This is a genomic window from Wolbachia endosymbiont of Oryzaephilus surinamensis, assembly GCF_025617515.1.
Lineage (GTDB): Bacteria > Pseudomonadota > Alphaproteobacteria > Rickettsiales > Anaplasmataceae > Wolbachia.
Map to the genome: position 1 here is coordinate 1,192,781 of NZ_CP092526.1, position 18,904 is coordinate 1,211,684.

Annotated in this window: 11 protein-coding genes, 1 tRNA gene and 1 pseudogene; 7 read left to right on the forward strand and 6 right to left on the reverse strand. The window is 33.7% G+C overall.

The genetic code is table 11. The annotated features are described in order from the left end of the window. Nucleotides 1-7: 7 nt before the first annotated feature. A complete protein-coding gene (locus tag MJ631_RS05450; protein WP_262986255.1) occupies nt 8-4,522 on the reverse strand; it encodes a helicase-related protein in 4,515 nt (1,504 codons plus the stop codon). A 940-nt stretch (nt 4,523-5,462) separates the two neighbouring features. Then, nucleotides 5,463-5,816 (reverse strand): TrbC/VirB2 family protein, encoded by a 354-nt coding sequence (locus MJ631_RS05455; RefSeq protein ID WP_262986256.1) that lies wholly within the window; start codon nt 5,814-5,816, stop codon nt 5,463-5,465. 128 nt (nt 5,817-5,944) lie between these two features. Between MJ631_RS05455 and MJ631_RS05460 the strand changes: the two genes are divergently transcribed. The 5 genes and pseudogenes from MJ631_RS05460 to MJ631_RS05480 all read left to right on the forward strand — a co-directional run bounded on the left by MJ631_RS05460 (nt 5,945) and on the right by MJ631_RS05480 (nt 12,385). Continuing rightward, the gene (locus MJ631_RS05460; protein WP_052264967.1) at nt 5,945-6,760 is read left to right on the forward strand and encodes a YihY/virulence factor BrkB family protein; all 816 of its coding nucleotides are present in this window, start codon (nt 5,945-5,947) and stop codon (nt 6,758-6,760) included. Next, nucleotides 6,747-7,511, forward strand: a complete 765-nt coding sequence (locus MJ631_RS05465) for an SDR family oxidoreductase (protein WP_007302308.1) — start codon at nt 6,747-6,749, stop codon at nt 7,509-7,511. The genes MJ631_RS05460 and MJ631_RS05465 overlap by 14 nt, the downstream gene beginning before the upstream one ends. Before the next feature lie 116 nt (nt 7,512-7,627). Further along, nucleotides 7,628-10,846 carry a carbamoyl-phosphate synthase large subunit gene (gene carB, locus MJ631_RS05470; RefSeq protein WP_214303142.1) on the forward strand — a complete coding sequence of 1,073 codons (3,219 nt, stop codon included), beginning with the start codon at nt 7,628-7,630 and terminating at the stop codon, nt 10,844-10,846. Nucleotides 10,847-11,011: 165 nt separating this feature from the next. Further along, nucleotides 11,012-11,840: pseudogene (locus MJ631_RS05475) on the forward strand (IS630 family transposase). Nucleotides 11,841-12,037: 197 nt separating this feature from the next. Then, nucleotides 12,038-12,385 (forward strand): diacylglycerol kinase, encoded by a 348-nt coding sequence (locus MJ631_RS05480; RefSeq protein ID WP_007302306.1) that lies wholly within the window; start codon nt 12,038-12,040, stop codon nt 12,383-12,385. A gap of 6 nt (nt 12,386-12,391) precedes the next feature. Here the strand turns inward: MJ631_RS05480 and MJ631_RS05485 are convergent, their stop codons facing one another. Both MJ631_RS05485 and MJ631_RS05490 read right to left on the reverse strand, forming a co-directional pair. Continuing rightward, on the reverse strand, nt 12,392-13,339 hold the full coding sequence (locus MJ631_RS05485; RefSeq protein WP_007302305.1) for an RluA family pseudouridine synthase: 948 nt from the start codon (nt 13,337-13,339) through the stop codon (nt 12,392-12,394). After that, entirely contained in the window at nt 13,324-14,583 is a 1,260-nt protein-coding gene (locus MJ631_RS05490; protein WP_262986257.1) for a coiled-coil domain-containing protein, read from the reverse strand. Before MJ631_RS05490 ends, MJ631_RS05485 begins: the two co-directional genes overlap by 16 nt. Nucleotides 14,584-14,648: 65 nt before the next feature. Here MJ631_RS05490 and MJ631_RS05495 point away from each other — a divergent pair, with 65 nt between their 5' ends. After that, nucleotides 14,649-16,061: an IS4-like element ISWosp2 family transposase gene (locus MJ631_RS05495; RefSeq protein WP_214303148.1), complete on the forward strand. Its 1,413-nt coding sequence runs from the start codon at nt 14,649-14,651 to the stop codon at nt 16,059-16,061. Here MJ631_RS05495 and MJ631_RS05500 read toward each other — a convergent pair. Beyond that, nucleotides 15,982-16,644 carry a hypothetical protein gene (locus tag MJ631_RS05500; RefSeq protein ID WP_262986258.1) on the reverse strand — a complete coding sequence of 221 codons (663 nt, stop codon included), beginning with the start codon at nt 16,642-16,644 and terminating at the stop codon, nt 15,982-15,984. The two genes, MJ631_RS05495 and MJ631_RS05500, sit on opposite strands and share 80 nt — an antisense overlap. A gap of 41 nt (nt 16,645-16,685) precedes the next feature. Next, on the reverse strand, nt 16,686-18,710 hold the full coding sequence (locus MJ631_RS05505; protein WP_026097260.1) for a ComEC/Rec2 family competence protein: 2,025 nt from the start codon (nt 18,708-18,710) through the stop codon (nt 16,686-16,688). Nucleotides 18,711-18,806: 96 nt separating this feature from the next. Between MJ631_RS05505 and MJ631_RS05515 the strand changes: the two genes are divergently transcribed. Continuing rightward, a tRNA-Met gene (locus MJ631_RS05515) sits at nt 18,807-18,883 on the forward strand. Nucleotides 18,884-18,904 lie beyond the last annotated feature (21 nt).

An 18,904-nucleotide genomic window follows, 5' to 3' on the forward strand; every position in this document is an offset into this window, starting at 1 on the left:
ATAATTCCTACCTATTTTGTTGTCTATTTACTGCTGGTTCCACAGATGGCTGATCTATATTAGTGCTACATTCTTTTTGAAAAAAAGATTCAAGAAAATCGATCGTTATCTTATGGTTGCTTTCTGATTTTTTAATTCTCTCTTCATTATTTGAGCCTTTTTCTTCTATCTTCAATTTTCTGGTTGTATTTAAGCTTTGATAATCTACAGGAGCTTCTTTTTCCTTCATAAATCCAGCATTTATCAAATGTTCTTTGCAGAGTATCAATTCATAACTACCCTTATTATCTTTACGTGCAGTTCTACCTTTAATCTGTGTTTCTTCTTTTATATCAAGTGAAAAGAATGTCTGTATAACATGCACCCCGCCGCTATTTTCTACAGCAACACTAGACTTAAAATCAACACCACGACCCATACCTCTTGTTGCTAGCGTTATTGTTTTTGCAATACCTGCTTCATCAATATACTTCTCTTTGGCATGCTCTTCAGTATTTTCTGTTAATGTATGCAATCGATCAAATTTACCGGAGAATTTTTCTTTGAATTTGTTTATTTCTATATCTGTATTAAAAAATATTAACACTGATTGTCCTGAACCAACCTTAGAGTTTGCATGATTAAAAATTTTACTGAGCCATTCTTCTTCTGAATTCTGAGATGTAAAATTTTCACTTGAATTAAATTTTAAATGAGAATCACCAAAAAAAGATGGCATGATGGAATTTTCTCTGATGTTATAAGATTCTCTTACCACTTTTTTCTCATGATCATTAAGCGTAGCTAAGGTACCACTCACTCCTAAGATAAGAGGATATTTCTCAGGCAATTTTGCATAAGATACTACGCCACAACCTATATTCAAATACCCATAATTTTTACAATCAAAGTCTTTTTTCTTCAATCTAAAATAATTAAATATGTTATAGTAACCACAGTAAGTGTGAGTAGAATAAATCCCATCGGATTTTCTATAACTTATGATTCCTTTATCGTTAATTTTATAGTTGTTAATGTACCAATCTTGATCACTTCCTTTTGTAACACGTATTGCAGCATCAATCATTTCCTCTAGATGTTCTTGATACAGAGACCGATTAGTATATTCTTTTTTAATAACCACATTATCTTTTTCTTTCAAAAGATAGTATTTTCCAGGTTTAAATAAAAATTTATTAAATTCTTTAAAATCTTGATTTCTTTCTCCTATCTTTTTCTTAATGAATTCTTCTACCTCTTTCAAAATAGTACTTTTTTCATAATTTTTGCTGGCCATTTCCCATATTTTTTCCTGAATACTATCTAATGCTGGAATTCTTATAGTATTACATGCACCATAAGTATTCCCATAGAATTGATCAGAAAAGAAAACATCCACTTCATCTATTAAAAGAGTAGTATTACTGATATCCTCTTGCTTTATCTGTCCAGATTGCTCTACGCTGTGATTTAAGATTCGATCTTTAACTAACTCCCTTAAACCTTGCTTCTTACCATTTATTTCAGGTTTCAGCACTTCATTTGCCATCTCCTCAAATGTACCATAAGTTATCTTGTCACCAATACCAAACTCCTTAAAAAAGCCGTTAAAATCTTGTTGATCTCGAGCTGCTAAGTATTCACTATAACAAACAGTTCTGACCTTATGACCTGTCAATACTAATAGTGAAGAGAGTAAACCTAGTACAAGCGATTTGCCTTGTCCTGTTAAGACTTGCGCAAGATGCTTATCAATACCTTTAGAGTCTTTATCAACACTTAACAATCGCAAAATGCATAATATTTGAATGCAATGAGGCTTTAAGCTCTTTCCTGTACTTGTAATATCTTTTGATTCCTGTATGGACCACACAGCAGCTAATCCAGCAAGAAGATCAGGTAAAGTTTCTCTCTTGAATTTTGTGTTCCATTCATTAGTTTTAAATTGCTTCCGTACCTTTTCAGTAATAAATTTAATTTTATCTTGGTAATTTTTGTCAGAAGCCTCTTGTATATAGGAGTTAAATTCTTTTAAGTATCTGTTATAGCAATCTCTTAGTGTTTCTACTGTGCTATTATTGTTTTCTTTTCTATATAGCTCTAAAGCTTTGTCTATATCAATCTCATCTTGTTTTCTTAAATACCAAAAAGATTCCCCTATGATACCAATTCGTTTTTTAAAATCCTCATAAGATATGCTATTCTCTACTACAGAAATAAACGGCTTTGTACTTTCTTCTTTGAATATATCGAAAGACACGTAGTTAGGTTGCTCCTTTAGATAAAGAAAAGATTTCTTAATTGCTGACAGTAACTCACTTGCTGCACTCAAATTATCGTCATCAGACCATTTTTTTTGCTCAAGTAAATTACTTACACTATTTAATAGATCTTGAGTGATTTCAATTAAGTAGTGATTAGGGATATTATCCTTATATTTTTTGATGAAATTTTCAGGATCTAAAACCTTATATGAATTTTTATCTTTATTGGCTACTTCTACTTCAGTTAAGTCATTATTAGTTCCTTTAATAAACCAACTGAATTCTATACTATTTAAATCCTCTAAAAACTCATTAAATGATCTAAAGTACTTAATTAACTCTTGTGATTTTGCTTTTTGATCAAGTACAGTACTTGCAATATTAAGTAATGTTTGACGTATTTCTTCCATGTCTTGCTTGAACTTCCCATAAGGAAATTTATCAGGAATTTTTTCTAAAATAGATTCCCTATTCTTCCAATACTCATTATATACATCTACCAAATCTCTAAAATCACCAGATTGTTTATCTAAAAACGCCTTCTTAATAGATTCTATTTGTTTTGTTAGAATAGTTTGATCAATTACTGAAATCTCTTTTGAAAGATAAGGACTTGTTTGTGCTATAAATCTTATAACATTATGTGTTGCTATTCGAAATGACTCATAATGATCACCTTCTGTGTTTTTAATAAAATCCATATAGCCTTGTATGAGAGGTTCAAATAACTTTAATTCTTTTTCGGAAAGCAGATTAGTAATTGCACTGTCAATAATATATATCCATGCTAAGCGCTCTTGAGATATGGATGATAACTCATTATTGCCAAATAAATTGGAAACAGAGTTTTTTATACGTTGCAACCACGTTTCATCACCAGGGTCCTGTAACGATTTAAGTTTGTATTCAAATTCTTTTTTGTCAGAATAATAACCGGGCTCAAAATGTTTCATTAGTGTAAAGATAAAGTGATATTGCTGTTCGAGAGAGCGGTTTAGAGAGGAAGTTAATGGCCAATTTATAGTTTGTATTAAGCCCCATTTTCCTTGACCGTCTTTTTTCAGTAGATCATTAACAGAAATATCTGTTTTACTACTAATCTCTAAAATTAGCTCCTGAAAGCTCTTACAAAGATAAAAATACATAGGATGAGTTAAAGGTGTAAAACTTTGTGAAGAAGCAAGTTTCCCTAGTGCTTCTCCCCTCATTTCCTTTATCCTTTTAAATAAAGCATTCCATGAATCACCTACAAGATCCAGGAAAGGTTGCTCACTCATCATATCAACAAGATCTGCAAACAACTCCATATCTTTATTACTGATATAAAATACCGATTTATCATGCAAGTCAGATAAATGATCTACCATAACAGATGGAGCCATTACAGAAATAGACCAAAGATATTTGTCATATAAGATACTTCCGTGATTATTTATTCCATCTTTACAGATTTGTTGTAATCCTGTCAGCAAATCCCTTGTATAAAATTGATCAACTCGAGAAAACTCTTTCTTTCTTATATCCAGAGCTCTTTCTCTATTAAGCAATTGTTGACTACTACTATTTGTCTCGCGTGAAATGTTCTGATTATTAACTACATCATCTAATATCGATATATTACTAGAGAACTTTCTCCAATCTTCTAATCTTTTAGAAAACTGAAAAAGATCCTCTGCATACTCAAGATTATCTGCAGTTTTACCACTTCTATCCTGCAAAAACTGTTTAAATTGTTCATAAGCTTTATCCCTGTTATTTAATAATTCATCTTCTATAATTTTAGTAATTTTAAGCTTTTCAAGAAAATTTCGTTTTATATCTATAGGATGCCCAGCAAAATCTAACTCTTCAATCTTGTTGAAGCTTACTCTTGCAATAAAGTTTTCCTGATCAAAAGTAAATAAATAACCTGGACTTTGCTTCCTAATATAAACTGTTTTATTATTATGTGGATGAGTAAATTGACACGAATCTAGTTCTATCAAATGATTGTTCTTCCATTGTCCCTCTATATATCCATTTTCACCAAATGACTTCCTTGTTCCCTTATTTTCATTAAAGCTACTTTGGCCAACTTTTTTAGATTTGCCGTCTTTCCAAGTATGCTGCTTAAAATGTGATACAGTAGGAATAGACTCCAGGTCAGAATCACTTTCACAAGATATAGAAGATCTCTCAACCTTATCACTAGCATCACAGTACTCCTCATCAGAGGAATTAGCTGAAAAAGACAGCAAATTCTGACTTACCTGCTGACTATTAGAATTTCCTACGTGCATAATACCCCCTATAAAGAATTATCAATATTCTTAATTTAAGATGTTTTATTCTTTGAAAAGAGGCAAGAAAAATTTTATATGTCGATAAATAAGGTTCTCAAAACACGGTGTTTTTTTCCAAAATTTGTTGATTGAGTTATGGTGGTTGAAATAGCAAACCAATTAAGTTGCTTCGTCCAGCGCTCTCTTTTAGTTAATTATTGTTTTTTCCTTATAAAAATTTAGCTTACCTTTTACATCTAAATAGCTAACAAAATTCGGCCTTTTATAGATGAGTAACCCTCTAGGAATTATCTTCTTGAATTCTATGATATTATTTTTTGTAACATTGTTATACATATCATGATACTAAGAGTATTTATCCTTGTTTTTGACCTGCAGGCTCAATCAAAAAATCAGTAAAAAACTCAAATATTTATTGGCAAATTACATAAAAATTATAGCGGCTTTTTAAATTTTTTCTACATTAAGCCAAATCACGCTTGTTAGCACATTATCAATTTAAATTATTAAAACTCGTCACACGGGGATTCTTTTGCCTTTTTTCTTCGTTTTGTAAATTTCTTAATATTTGTAACTAAAGTAATTTTCGAGAGGTGTTATGTAAGTAGCTGACACACAGCTGTACGAGCATTCATTTTTGAAAGTAAATTGCGTAGCAAATGGTGTCATCCGAGTAGCTGACACTGGGATCCATCTCTTAATACAGCCTCATCAAAAATGTTGTGTTTTAACATAAAATTAACTGCTTTTATGCTCATAAACTTAATATCCAATCAAATTTCCTGGATCCCAGTGTCAAGCACTGGGATGACACCGTCATAAAGTAAACCAGTACTTGGATGAACTGGCAAAAATTGCTCTTAAATCACAAGTTCGTGCAATGATGGTGCTCCTTAAAGAAGCACCATTTGCTAATGTTTTGAAGCTTTAATGCTTATTATACGCATGTATTTTTTGTTGCATTCCATCTTTTACCATCAGGGCAAGCAGTTGCACCATCTTTACAGATCACACCACCTGGTACTATTTTTGAAACAACTACAGGTGCACCAAAAAACACAGCAGTAAATGCACCGAGTGCAAAGAGCGCCGGCCACGGCATTCTGCCAAATATCGCAAGCAAAGCTGCACCTATTATCACTATTGTAATCATAGGCCCACCTATACCGTGAGTATAGCCTACTATTTTGCATATTGTATTGGTTGTTGCATCATCAGTAACAGCAGCAGCAAAAGCATTATCAAATGCAAAGGAAAGAATTAAAGCTACAAGTAGAAGAAAATTTTTCATTATGCCTCCGTATTTAACGCTGGATTATCTATCATTTTGATTAAATTTAAGTAAACGGTGAGGATTTTTTGCTTAAAAGTATGCTTTATTTCATTTAGAATACTTTTCTTAGTTTATTTATATTACAAGTGCTACAGAAATTTTATAGTATCGTTTATTGCCTTTATCGTGCTTTAATTGACACAATTTATAATGATGGAGTGGAGCACGCAGGATATCTATCATTTTTAATCCTGTTATCAATATTTCCTTTTCTTATTGTTTTAATGGCCATGGCATCAACGTTCGCAAATTTCTTAGATCAATACAATGTCGGCTGGGCATTTATTATTGATAACATGCCACAGGATATTTTATCATCTTTGATGCCACGTATTAGGGAGATAATATCAGGCCCTCCGCAAAGCTTATTAACCTTGGCAATTGTAGGCGCTGTTTGGACTGCCTCATCGACAATTGAAGGATTTAGAACGATATTGAATAAGGCCTATAAAGTTCCGGTTTCATCGCCTTATATATGGAGAAGGGTGCTCAGTATATTACAATTTTTAGTAATTACGCTTGTTACAACTCTGACTATAGTATTTTTTACATTAGTGCCAATGTTAATTGATTTTTCTTACCAAGGGCTAAGTTATACTAGATATTTACTTATTGAGTTTGTGCTTTTTACTATAGTATCTTGGCTATATTTTACATTGCCAAACATAAAGCAAAACTTATCAGACGTATTTCCCGGATCTTGTGTGGCTGTTATTCTTTGGACGATCTCTGCTTCAGCTTTCAAGCAATATTTAAAAGCTTCCTTTGATCAACTGAATTTGATATATGGAAGTTTAGGTGGTGTGGTAGTATCGTTACTATTTTTTTATGTGCTAAGTTTGATTTTTATATATGGAGCAAAATTTAATTTTCAGCTAAAATATTTCAATGGATCTTGCTAAGGAGAAAGAAATGGGTAAGTTAGAAGGTAAAGTAGCTTTAATTACCGGGGCTTCAGGTGGAATAGGCTCTGCTGTTGCAAAAAGGTTTGTAAGAGAAGGTGCATGTGTGATTCTGATTTCAAGGTTTATCGATCACCTCAAGCCACTGTATAATGAAATTGAAGAGCTTAAAGAAGGCTATGTAAAACTAATTCAGCTTGATCTTTTAGACTTTGAAAACGTAGAAAAACTGGCAAATATGATAGAAAGCCCAAAATTATCAGAATCTGGCACACTTGATATACTGATTACATGCACTGAAATTTTATGTAAGTTGAGCCCTGTTCACGATTGTGAGCTTGAAGATCTACAGAAGGTAATGAATACAAATTTTACTGCCAGTTGGTACTTGCTAAAAAATTTGGGTCCGATACTAAAAAAGTCTAATGCTGGAAGAGCGATATTCATGACCTCAAAGATAACACTTTCTCCTTCCTCTTATCCATATTGGATGCCATATGCTGCAAGTAAAGTTGCACTAGAAGCAATGGTGAAGATATATGCATCTGAGACAAAACATACGAATTTGTGCATAAATGCCGTGTATTCGGAAGAGCCTATCGATAGTGAAATGTATAAGCAAGCATTTCCGGGAAAAGATATATCTGAATTGGTGCCACCTGATAAACTGACAGACAAATTTGTAGAACTTGCTTCTGAAGATTGTAGCATATCAGGACAAATCTTACCACTTAGCAAATCTCCCGAGTAAATTACCATAGTATCTGCAAAGATACTGTTAAGCCTAAAGGTAGTTAGGTTTAATAAAAATTCACATACACAGGAAAGATTGGTAACATTACTTGAATAGAGACCGTTATTGTAATTATGCCAAAACGCACAGATATAGAATCTATATTAGTAATAGGAGCAGGCCCAATAGTTATAGGTCAGGCATGCGAGTTTGATTATTCTGGAACGCAAAGCTGTAAAGTATTAAAAAGTGAAGGTTATAAAGTCATTTTAGTTAACTCCAACCCCGCAACTATAATGACAGATCCTGAATTCTCTGATGCAACTTATATTGAGCCGGTGCTACCTGAAATCATAGAGAAAATTATAATTAAGGAGAGGCCAGACGCAATATTACCAACAATGGGAGGGCAAACAGCACTTAATTGTGCAATAAAACTTGCAGATGATGGAGTGTTAGACAAATACAACGTAGAATTAATAGGAGTAAATAGAGAAGCAATAAAAAAAGCGGAAGATAGAGAATTATTTCGCCAATCCATGGATAAAATAGGTCTAAAATACCCCAAAAGTATCATTATAAAAAATCAAGAACAAATAAAAAAGGCTTTGGATTACATTGGATTACCAGCAATCATCCGTTCATCATTCACTCTTGGTGGCGCAGGTAGCGGCATAGCATACAATAAAGAGGAGTTTTTCAATATTGCAGAAAGTGCTCTAAAAATTTCACCAATAAATGAAGTTCAGATAGATGAATCAATTATGGGCTGGAAGGAATATGAAATGGAAGTTATCCGTGACTGCAAGGATAACTGTATAATAGTGTGTTCAATAGAAAATGTTGATCCAATGGGAGTGCACACCGGAGATAGTATCACAGTTGCTCCTGCTTTGACTCTGCGTGATGCTGAATATCAACAAATGAGAAATGCATCTATAGCAGTGCTGAGGGAAATTGATGTTAGCGCCGGTGGTGCAAATGTGCAGTTTGCAGTGAATCCTAAAGAAGATGGAAGCCTCGTTGTGATTGAAATGAATCCAAGGGTTTCTCGCTCTTCTGCACTTGCTTCAAAAGCAACAGGTTATCCTATTGCAAAAGTTGTAACTAAACTTGCTATTGGCTATTCGCTCGATGAGATACGTAATGATTGCGCTCCAGTTATACCTGCTGCATTCGAACCAGTGATTGATTATATCGTCACTAAAATTCCTCGATTTGAGTTTGAGAAATTTAAGGGGACGAATTGTGAACTATCAACCTCCATGAAATCAGTGGGAGAAGTAATGTCTATAGGCCGCACTTTTAATGAGTCACTACAGAAAGCTTTTCGCTCACTTGAAACAGGGCTCACGGGACTTGATGAAGTGTTTTCTGAAGACACAGATGTTAAATCTCAATTAGCAAAATTGCTGCCAAACAGATTACTGATTGCTGCTGACGCAATGCGTCACGGAATTAGCATAGAAGAAATAAATTCGATTACAGGATATGACTTATGGTTTCTGCAAAATATACAGCAAATCATCTTGGCTGAACAAAAAATCAAGGAAAACGGCCTTCCTGGAACTGCATATGAAATGTTAGAGCTGAAAAAAATGGGATTTTCAGATGCAAGGTTGGCAAAGTTAAGCAATAAGAAAGTAGAGCAAATTGAAGCAATAAGGAAAAGGTTTGGTACTAAACAAGTTTATAAACGTGTAGACACCTGTGCAGCTGAATTTGAATCGAGCACTGCTTATATGTATGGCTGCTATGAGGGTGATGTTGAAAATAAAACGGAATGTGAGGCGAATATTTCGGATCGAAAAAAAGTTGTCATTTTAGGAAGTGGTCCAAACCGCATTGGTCAGGGTATTGAGTTTGATTATGCATGCGTACATGCAGCTTCTGCCGCCAAAGAAATGGGATATGAAACAATAATGATTAACTGTAATCCAGAAACCGTCTCAACTGACTACGATACCGCTGATCGTTTATATTTCGCCCCACTGATTGCAGAGGATGTGCTTGAAATACTAAGCAAAGAGCAAGAAAATGGCACACTGGTTGGTGTAATAGTTCAAATCGGCGGGCAAACGCCTTTAAAGTTAGCCAAAGTGCTTAACGAGAGAGGTTTCAAAATTCTGGGAACTTCGTTTGATTCTATTGACCTTGCAGAAGATCGCATGAGATTTAAAAATCTTGCTTTGCAACTTAATTTAAAACAACCTGAAAATTCTATCTGCCATTCAGTAGAAGAAGCGTTAACCAACGCAGAAAAGGTGGGGTTTCCACTAGTAGTCAGGCCATCATATGTCCTCGGCGGTCAGTCTATGTCGATTAGACACGATACTCAGAGCTTTAAAGAGTATGTCTTGAATCAAACCAAAATTTTTGAACACGGATCGCTGCTTCTTGATAAATTTTTAGTCAATGCAGTTGAGGTTGACGTTGATGCTGTATGTGATGGGAAAAAAGTTTTCATTGCAGCGGTCATGGAGCACATTGAAGAAGCTGGTATCCACTCTGGCGATTCAACATGCTCAATACCGACAAATACATTGAGTGACGAAGTAATAAAAGAGATCGAGCTCCAAACTGAAAGAATAGCATTAGCATTAAAAGTGAAAGGTCTGATAAACATTCAGTTTGCTGTTCAAGAGAGTGATGTATACATACTTGAAGTGAATTTAAGGGCTAGCCGTACAGTTCCTTTCATTTCCAAGGTAATCAACATTCCTGTTGCAAAGCTTGCCACTCAGGTTATTTTGGGTAAAAATTTGAATCAGGAAAACAAGCCTTTCAATCATTTTGCAGTTAAAGCTGCTGTTTTTCCATTTACCCGCTTTGCAGGAGTTGATACTTTACTTGGTCCTGAAATGAAATCAACAGGAGAAGTGATGGGAATTGACTTATCTTTCGAAGCTGCACTTGCAAAAGTGCACATGGCTGCAGGATACAAGTTACCAACAGAAGGAGCAGCTCTGGTTTCAGTAAAAGATGATGATAAAGAGTGTATATTGCCTGTTGCACGAATGTTGAAAGAACTGAGTTTTGAAATATATGCCACCAAAGGCACAGCTTCGTATCTGAACAATAACGGCATTGCTGCAAAAGCTGTAAATAAAGTGAGAGAAGGCAGACCCCACATAGTTGATATGCTCAAAGATGGAAAAATAAATCTAGTGATCAATACCTCAAAAGGTGTGAAATCAGTTTCAGATAGCAAAGATATCAGGAGAACTGCTATTTTGCAAAATATAGCTTATAGCACCACAGCTTCTGGGAGTAAAGCGTTAGCGCTTGCAATTCAATATGTAAAGAATAGCAAATTGGAAGTGAAATCATTACAGCAGATACAAAATGTTTAAATATCAAGACTATAATAAATTATTACTTATTTCAAAATGAGGATCGTGTAAGCTAAGGCGAGAGAAATTTAATTAAAGGATTTTTGTGTCAGTATCAATATATATAGCACTTCTCATAATAGTCCAAAAAAGGTAAGATATGGATTTATAGTAGTGATGGTAAGCATGCCAGCAGCATATAGTTATGACTTAAGAAAAAAGGTAATGGAAGCATTGGATGAAGGAGAGAGTGGAGAAACTGTTGCCAAGAGATTTAAGATTGGAGAAACAACTTTATATGAGTGGAAGAAAAGACGTGAGAAAACGGGAGATTTTCAATCAAAAAAGCTTGGAAGCGTGGCATAAAATTACCGACTGGAATGCATTTGCCGAATTTGCAAATGAGCAAGGTGGCAAAACTCAGTCAGAGATGCTGGGGCAATATTAGTAGACAAACAATTCATCGAGCACTTAAAAATATAGGATTCACAAGAAAAAAAAGACCTACGGATATAAAGAAAGAAATGAAGAAAAGCGAGCTCAATTTTCAAAGGTTATAGCAACAAAAGAACCTAAAGAATTAGTGTATATAGATGAGTCTGGCATTGATAACACTGAACCTATGGGTATTGCCAGAAAGGACAGCGGTTTTATGCCCTAAAATCTGGAAAGAAAACTCAACGAATTAGCATGGTTGCAGCCTTAAGTGGAAGAAAAATAATTGCTCCGTTAACCTTTAAAGGCCACTGCAATATGGATATCTTTAATAAATGGTTTGAGCAGTTTCTGACACCGATTTTGGAACCTGGACAAACTGTTATCCTTGATAATGCTACTTTTCATAAGTCTAATAAGATTTGCTAAAGGAGTTGGTGCAGAAATTTTATATCTTCCTCCATATTCTCCAGATTTCAACAAAATTGAGCATTATTGGTTTGCTATAAAAAACAGAGCCAGGAAAAACATTCCTCTATTCGAATCCTTTCGTCGTGCTGTTGATTCTGCCTTCCTATGACCTGTTCGGACTATTATGAGAAATGCTATAACTGCCTTGAGCGTTTGTTGAAAGGCTTTGTACTAATTTTCTTGATTCAAACAATATGCTAGACTTTAACTTAAAAATCTTTGTAAGTGATCACGACTGAAAGGTATTTTCATGCATTTTTTACCTGAGTGCAATAAGTGTAATTCATTGAGTTTCCAAAATTGATAATGAAGAAAAGCATTACTCGTCTAATAAAAGCAATTCAATACTCCTGTGAAGGAATAAAATCAGCTTTTGTATCAGAAGTTGCGTTTAGACAGGAGTTACTGCTTTTTATAATATGTGTTTCAACTTTGTTTGTTTTAGATGTAAGTAATTTAGAACGTGCAGTAATGGTAAGTAGCCTATTTTTGGTGTTAATTGTAGAAATTATTAACACTGCTTTTGAAACAACAATTGAGCGTATTTCCAGTGAACAACATATACTTTCAAAAAAAGTGAAAGATCTAGGTAGTGCAGCAGTTTTTCTCTCATTAATTAATTTCTTGATAACATGGATGATAATATTGATATGAATGTTGTTAAGATATATTTTCAAATTCACCGATTAAGACTTGCATGTCTTGTGGTAAATCAGAAACAAATTCTATATATTCTTTACTTTTTGGATGATATAAGCCTAGCGTGTGAGCATGTAGTGCCTGTCTATTGAAATTACGGATAAAGTCAGAGTTTTTAGCATGTTTTTCACTTTTACTACTATTTTTTCCGTAAACTTGATCACCAACTACAGAATGTCCTATGTGGCTCATGTGTACTCGAATTTGGTGTGTTCTGCCTGTCTCTAAAGTACATTTAACCAGGCTTGCTTGCCCTATAATTTTCTTCACTGAATAATGAGTGATTGCTAATTTACCTGCTGTTTTTGTGACACACATCATTTCTTTATTACTGCGTTTTGGAGCAATATGGGTTTTTACTGTTCCTTGCAGATTAGGTAATGCTCCCCAAATTACTGCTAAGTATTCCCGTTTTATTTTACGATTTGATAGCAGTTCAGACAAGAAGCTGTGGGATTGTTCATTTTTTGCAATTACCATGAGTCCACTAGTATCTTTATCAAGCCTGTGAACAATTCCTGGTCTTGTATTTGTATATGGAATTTTGCCAAGGTGAGCGATCACTGCATTCAGGAGTGTATCATTGTTTGTTCCAGCACCTGGGTGTACTGTTAATCTACTTTGTTTACTCAGAACTATAATGTCATCATCTTCATAGACGATATCAAGTTTTATGTCATAATTAGGCTCAATTGATGTGGATATGTCAGGTTGAATGAGATGCACCACATACTCTTCACCTGGTTTTACTATGTGATCATTATTAATTATCGGTATACCAAGTAATTTCACCTGCTCATTCTGTATCAATCTTTGCGCTTTACTGCGAGATATGTTGCATTTTTTAGCTACATAAGTATCTAATCTTAATTTTTTCTCTTCACTACTAATATTTAAAGTCCTGAACATGCTACTTCAAATGCTGCATGAACATCTGGATTCACAAAATCAACTTTTGTACTAGGTTGAATTTGAAGGCCGTCTTGTTTTTTAATGTGGCAAATTGTTTGAGAGCCATCTTTCCAGTAAATTATTATTTTATTATCAAAATTCCGTAGCGTTAACTCCCTCTTTTCTTCTTTTTTATCTTTTTCTTCTAGCTTAATAGACTCTAATAAATAATATAGAAAGCCACTTGCTTTACCGTTAACTTTTTTTCTCCATTCATCCATTTTTTCTTGTTCAGATAATTCTTTTTCCAATTTTGCATTTTCTTGCTCCAGCTCTTTCATCCTTTTTTTTGATTTTAATAATCTATTTTTTTCTATTGCTTTTTTCTCTTCATCTCGCTGTTTTTCAAGAGAAGTAGCAGTAATACTGCCTTCACTGCTATTAGGTTCGGTTGATTGAGTTTGTTTATTCTTTAATTCTTCTAGTTCATCTTTTACTTTTTTTAGCTCTTCCTCTAATTTCTTCCTTATCTTTTCCGCCTCTTTTTTTTGCTTTTCCAACATATCTATAAACAAAGGATCATCACTAACTGTGCTTTCCCCAGATTTAAAAAAGCCAACAAATCTGCTTGGTTCAAATCGCTCAACCTTATCTTCAGCGATTTTAATAGCATTATCTAAACTAGAAAAAATACTTTCAATGTTTAGTGAACTTGCTCTTTTTACCAGCCCTTTAGCTTCACTTAAAATGGGCGAGATTTCCTTGTGCAACTCATCCAAATCTTCTTTGATGTCTTCTCTGACTCTTCGTAGATGAACAAGTGTTTCTTTAATTTCATCATTTGCAGGCTTTAGAAGCTTATTATCGAGTAGACCTTTAACTTCATCTAACTGCTTATCAAGTGAGTCAACAATTTTATCTGTAAAATCAGTCAAGTGCTTATCAAGTAATTTTATCAATCGAGATGTAGAATCATTTTCTTCTTCATCTTTTGTCTTTTTTTCCATTACTGATACAACCCCACCTCTTCTGAATGGAAAGAGAATATCCAAATTGTTAAACTTTTTAACAATATTATGATTATTGTTTATCTCATTGTTTTTTAGCTTGCTGAATGTTATACATATCCCAACAATAGCAATGATACTAGCCAGTGCAACTATGGCCCATTCCAAATCCTGAATATTGGCAAAGCTCAGTCTATTTTGTATTAACGCACCAACTATAATTACAGCACTAATTACATACTTACTATTACCCACAAATATAAATGGACATAAAAATAAAGTATTACAACATTAAAGTTTGCAAACATTGAGGGTAAAAAATGGCAAACAGGAATAATGAATGGGCTGAAAATGAATTTGGAGATGCTGTACTTGGAGATAAAAGGTTAACTGACCGATTAGTAAATATTGCTGATAGTTTTACAAGTTTACCTGAAAGCTCAATCAATCAGGCGTGTGGAAGTTGGTCAGAAGCAAAAGCAGCATATCGTTTTTTTCAAAATGAGAACGTGAAAGAAGGCGATATTCTAGCTTCACACGTTGCTAAAACAGTTGAAAGAACAAAAGCCCATAAAAAAATTTTTGTGATCCAAGATACAAGTTATATTTCATACACAGACCATGAAAAAACAAGTGGATTGGGAGTTATTACAAGAAAACATAGTCAAGGTATTATAATGCATACAGCTCTAGCTGTTAGTATAGAAGGTTTGGTACTAGGGATACTAGATCAAAAAATTTATTCAAGACCTGAAGAATCTGAAAACATAAAAAAAAAGAACAATGACAGTATCCGCATTGAAGATAAAGAGAGTATAAAATGGTTAGAAACTTTAAGCAACACAAACAACATTATTGATTCAACTCAAACTGAGACTATAACTATATGCGATAGAGAAGCAGATATATATGAGTTTTTTGAGCTTGCATATAATCTTAATTCGGCAGTGTTAGTTAGAGCTTCCAAAGATAGGGCAGTAAATAGAAAATCTCGATATCCTGAAAAAGGTGAGCAGAAGTTATGGGAATTTATTAAATCCTCTCATTGTGCAGGTACGGTAAAAGTTGAAGTTCCTGCAAAAGATAATAAGCCAAAAAGAACAGCACATTTGGAAGTTAGATTCGGAAAGTTTATTATGCATCCATCTAAGAATAGTATTAGGCATAAGACAGAAGAATTACTTAAATTACCACACTATGCAGTTTACGTTGTTGAAAAAGACTTTCCTTCTGAAACAAATCCGCTAGAGTGGATGCTTTTAACAAATCTTCCAGTCAATACCTTTGATGAAGCTGTTGAAAAAGTTAGGTGGTATTGTCTTAGATGGAAAATAGAAATATTACATAAAATTTTAAAATCTGGTCTCAAAGTTGAAGAATGTAGGCTTGGAACAGCAGAAAGGTTGATGCGATATTTAACAGTAATGAGTATTATTGCTTGGAGAATTTTCTTTATTACAACAATTGCAAGAACTGATCCAACATTACCGTGTACTACCTTATTAGCCGAAGAAGAATGGAAAGTTCTATATGTAAAAATACATAGAAAACCATGTTCAAATGCAACTCCTACTATAAAAGAAGCTGTTTCATGGATTGCTCAACTTGGAGGACATTTGGCTAGAAAAAATGATCTAGAACCAGGCCCCATTACTATTTGGAAAGGATGGAGACGTCTCTTTGATCTAGCAGAAGGATGGCGACTTGCTCACGAACTTTATATTTGTGGGTAATAGTAAGAATTACATATGGTATGGTAAGAAAAATTGCCTTATTCTTATTCTCTTGTCTTTGATCATCTAATATTTTTTTTTGATTTTCAGAGATTGGCAAAATTATTGAAAAGCTTGCTTTTTTGTGACTTGTAAAACTTAAATTTGGTTTTATCTCTATTTTTAGAGCATTTTCAGCAAGTTCACTTATCTCGTTGTCTTTGCCACCTCTAATTTTATCATTTATTAATTCCTCTATCGGCTTTTTTCCTTCTTTTATCTTCTGCTTATGCATATATCTCATAGCAGAAGAGGCTGCAAAAGTTGTTAAAAGAATAATAGAAACCAAAGTGTAAATTGGCATGAATGTTGGGTTAAAAATATCTGTAATAAAGCTTAAATTATTACTAGTTATTATTATTGCAGCTACATAAGCCAAAGAAAATTGAAGCCAAGTATTTACAGCTGCTATAGGTAGAGTGTTACTTACGGAATATTTCTTTGCTGCATGCCATAATCTAGGGAAAAAACCAATAGCATCATCTATTTTGGCAAAATTATGATCTACTTTAACACTTAAAGGATTTATTATATCTAAAGGCATAAACTTCCTAGCACCTAATTAATTATATACTAATAACACTTTTAAAACAAGTTTTTTGGCTTATGCCAAGGACGATTAGAACGGACTTTGCTAACCTTTATGCCACTATTTGCTAGCCAAACAGAGTGTGTGCCATATGCCTCTAAGTCAGAGTATTTGATGATTTTAGTATTGCAAGCTGGATAGTTAAACTTGCTTAACTGAATTACTAGATCGACATTGTTACAATTTTCTAAAATATCTTCTCTTTTATGAGCTAGCAACACTGACTTATTATTTCCTTTATTATATGTACAGTCATAATCATTACATTTTAGCCTTTTGTTTGAATTACTGAATTTAGTGTGATTCAAAATTTGATTCTGCCCGTTTTGTTTAGCCCATGTTTTGACAACAAAGTTCCTATTTTTCCTAGTAAGAGAATATAGTAAACTGTCATCTTCTTTTACAGCAAGATTATCAATACTGACCAGGATGTCAGGGGTTCTATACATAGCGCTAGAGAAAATACCCAGCACAATAAAGAAAATTCCAAAAAAACGCCAATTCCTTTCCCACAAGCATAGCCACAATAACCCAAGTGTTATTATAATAATTGATGAGCCAGGAAAAGTGCGAGTGGGAATAACCAAATACTGAAGACTAGCGATTGCATTTGTTATACACAAGATACTGTCAATTGGGCGCTCTATAAATGGCGCTATAATCCATTCAATACCTAAAGGAATCAATAAAACATAAATTATTCCAAGTGGAATAATAATGAGTGTAACTATTGGTATAGCAATCAAATTTGTGATAATGCCACTGATTGAAAAATAGTTAAAATTGTATATTGTGTACGGAACAGTTGCTAAACTTGCTATGACTGAGCTGATCATTATCGACACAAAATATTTTATTATTTTTATTTTGAATAACTTATTAGCATTGATCTGATAGCTGGCAACTAGTGCCAAAACAGCAGAAAATGACATTTGAAAACCTGGCTTTAAGATTGCTTCTGGCTCCACTATGAGTATCACCGAAGCAGCAAACGCAATTGCTATTAATCCTCGATATTTCCTTTCTATGATTATTGCAACAAGTACCAAGATCACCATGATGTAGGCACGCTGAGCAGAAATTTGCATACCGGTAATCAACAAATAAAAGGTAGTTGGCAAGATAGTAAAGAATGCAGATATTTTTTTAGTGTTATATTTAAGAGTCAAAGTTTCAGATATTGCAAATAAATTACGGAATACTATAAAAAATAGACCAGCAACAAACGATAAATGTAAACCAGATATAGCGAATAAATGTGCTATACCTGAATCTCGTATCGCATTCATAGTTTTTTGATCTATCCCGTCTTTTTTGCCAATTAATAATGCAGAGATTATGTCCGCGTGTGGCTTTTTGGTATTTTGCTGTAGGTTTTCATAGATATATTGACGGAAAGATTCTATATACTCTTGAAATTTTCTTGCTTCAGCCTTTTTGTACAGGACTATTTTGCTTGTTGCAAAGCCTGTTGCACTTATTTTCTGATAATATGCTATTCTTGCAAAATCATATGCATATTCCGAAGGCGCAATTTTTGGAGGAAAGAGTTTTGCTGATAATTTTACTTGATCCCCTATTTTAATGCCTTCTTCCGCTTTTGTTTTAACTGATATTCTGATGTTATCCAGCTTGAACTTCGTGTTTTTTATTTCATAAAGCAAAAATTGTTTATATGAGCCCCTATCGTTAATATCCTTCACTGTAGCAACAATATCTTTCACATACCTTTCCTTATCAAGAATATGAGTATTAACTGAATCTGTTCTGAATTTGCTGGCTGTAAATCCTATGAGCACTGCAATTAAAGAAATGCATAATATTGCGTATTTCCTGTATAATATTGCAATCAGAATTAGTATAGGTGAAAGCAAGAGAAAAATAGATATAGTGAAAGCACAGCTTGGTTCAAAATTTAATGAGAAATAGGTTAAAATTCCTGCACACTGAAAAATAGGGAACCACAATATCAAGTTATATTTTTCATTGCACAGATTGTTATGTATATAATTTACTATCATGTTAAGAAAGGTTAATAGATATATAAATATATGTAATAGTGTGATTTTATTCTTTTATTTATTATTATTACGCATATAATAATAAATAAGCAACGACGCGGGATGGAGCAGCTCGGTAGCTCGTCAGGCTCATAACCTGAAGGTCGTAGGTTCAAATCCTACTCCCGCAACCATCTTTCAATTGTACAAATATT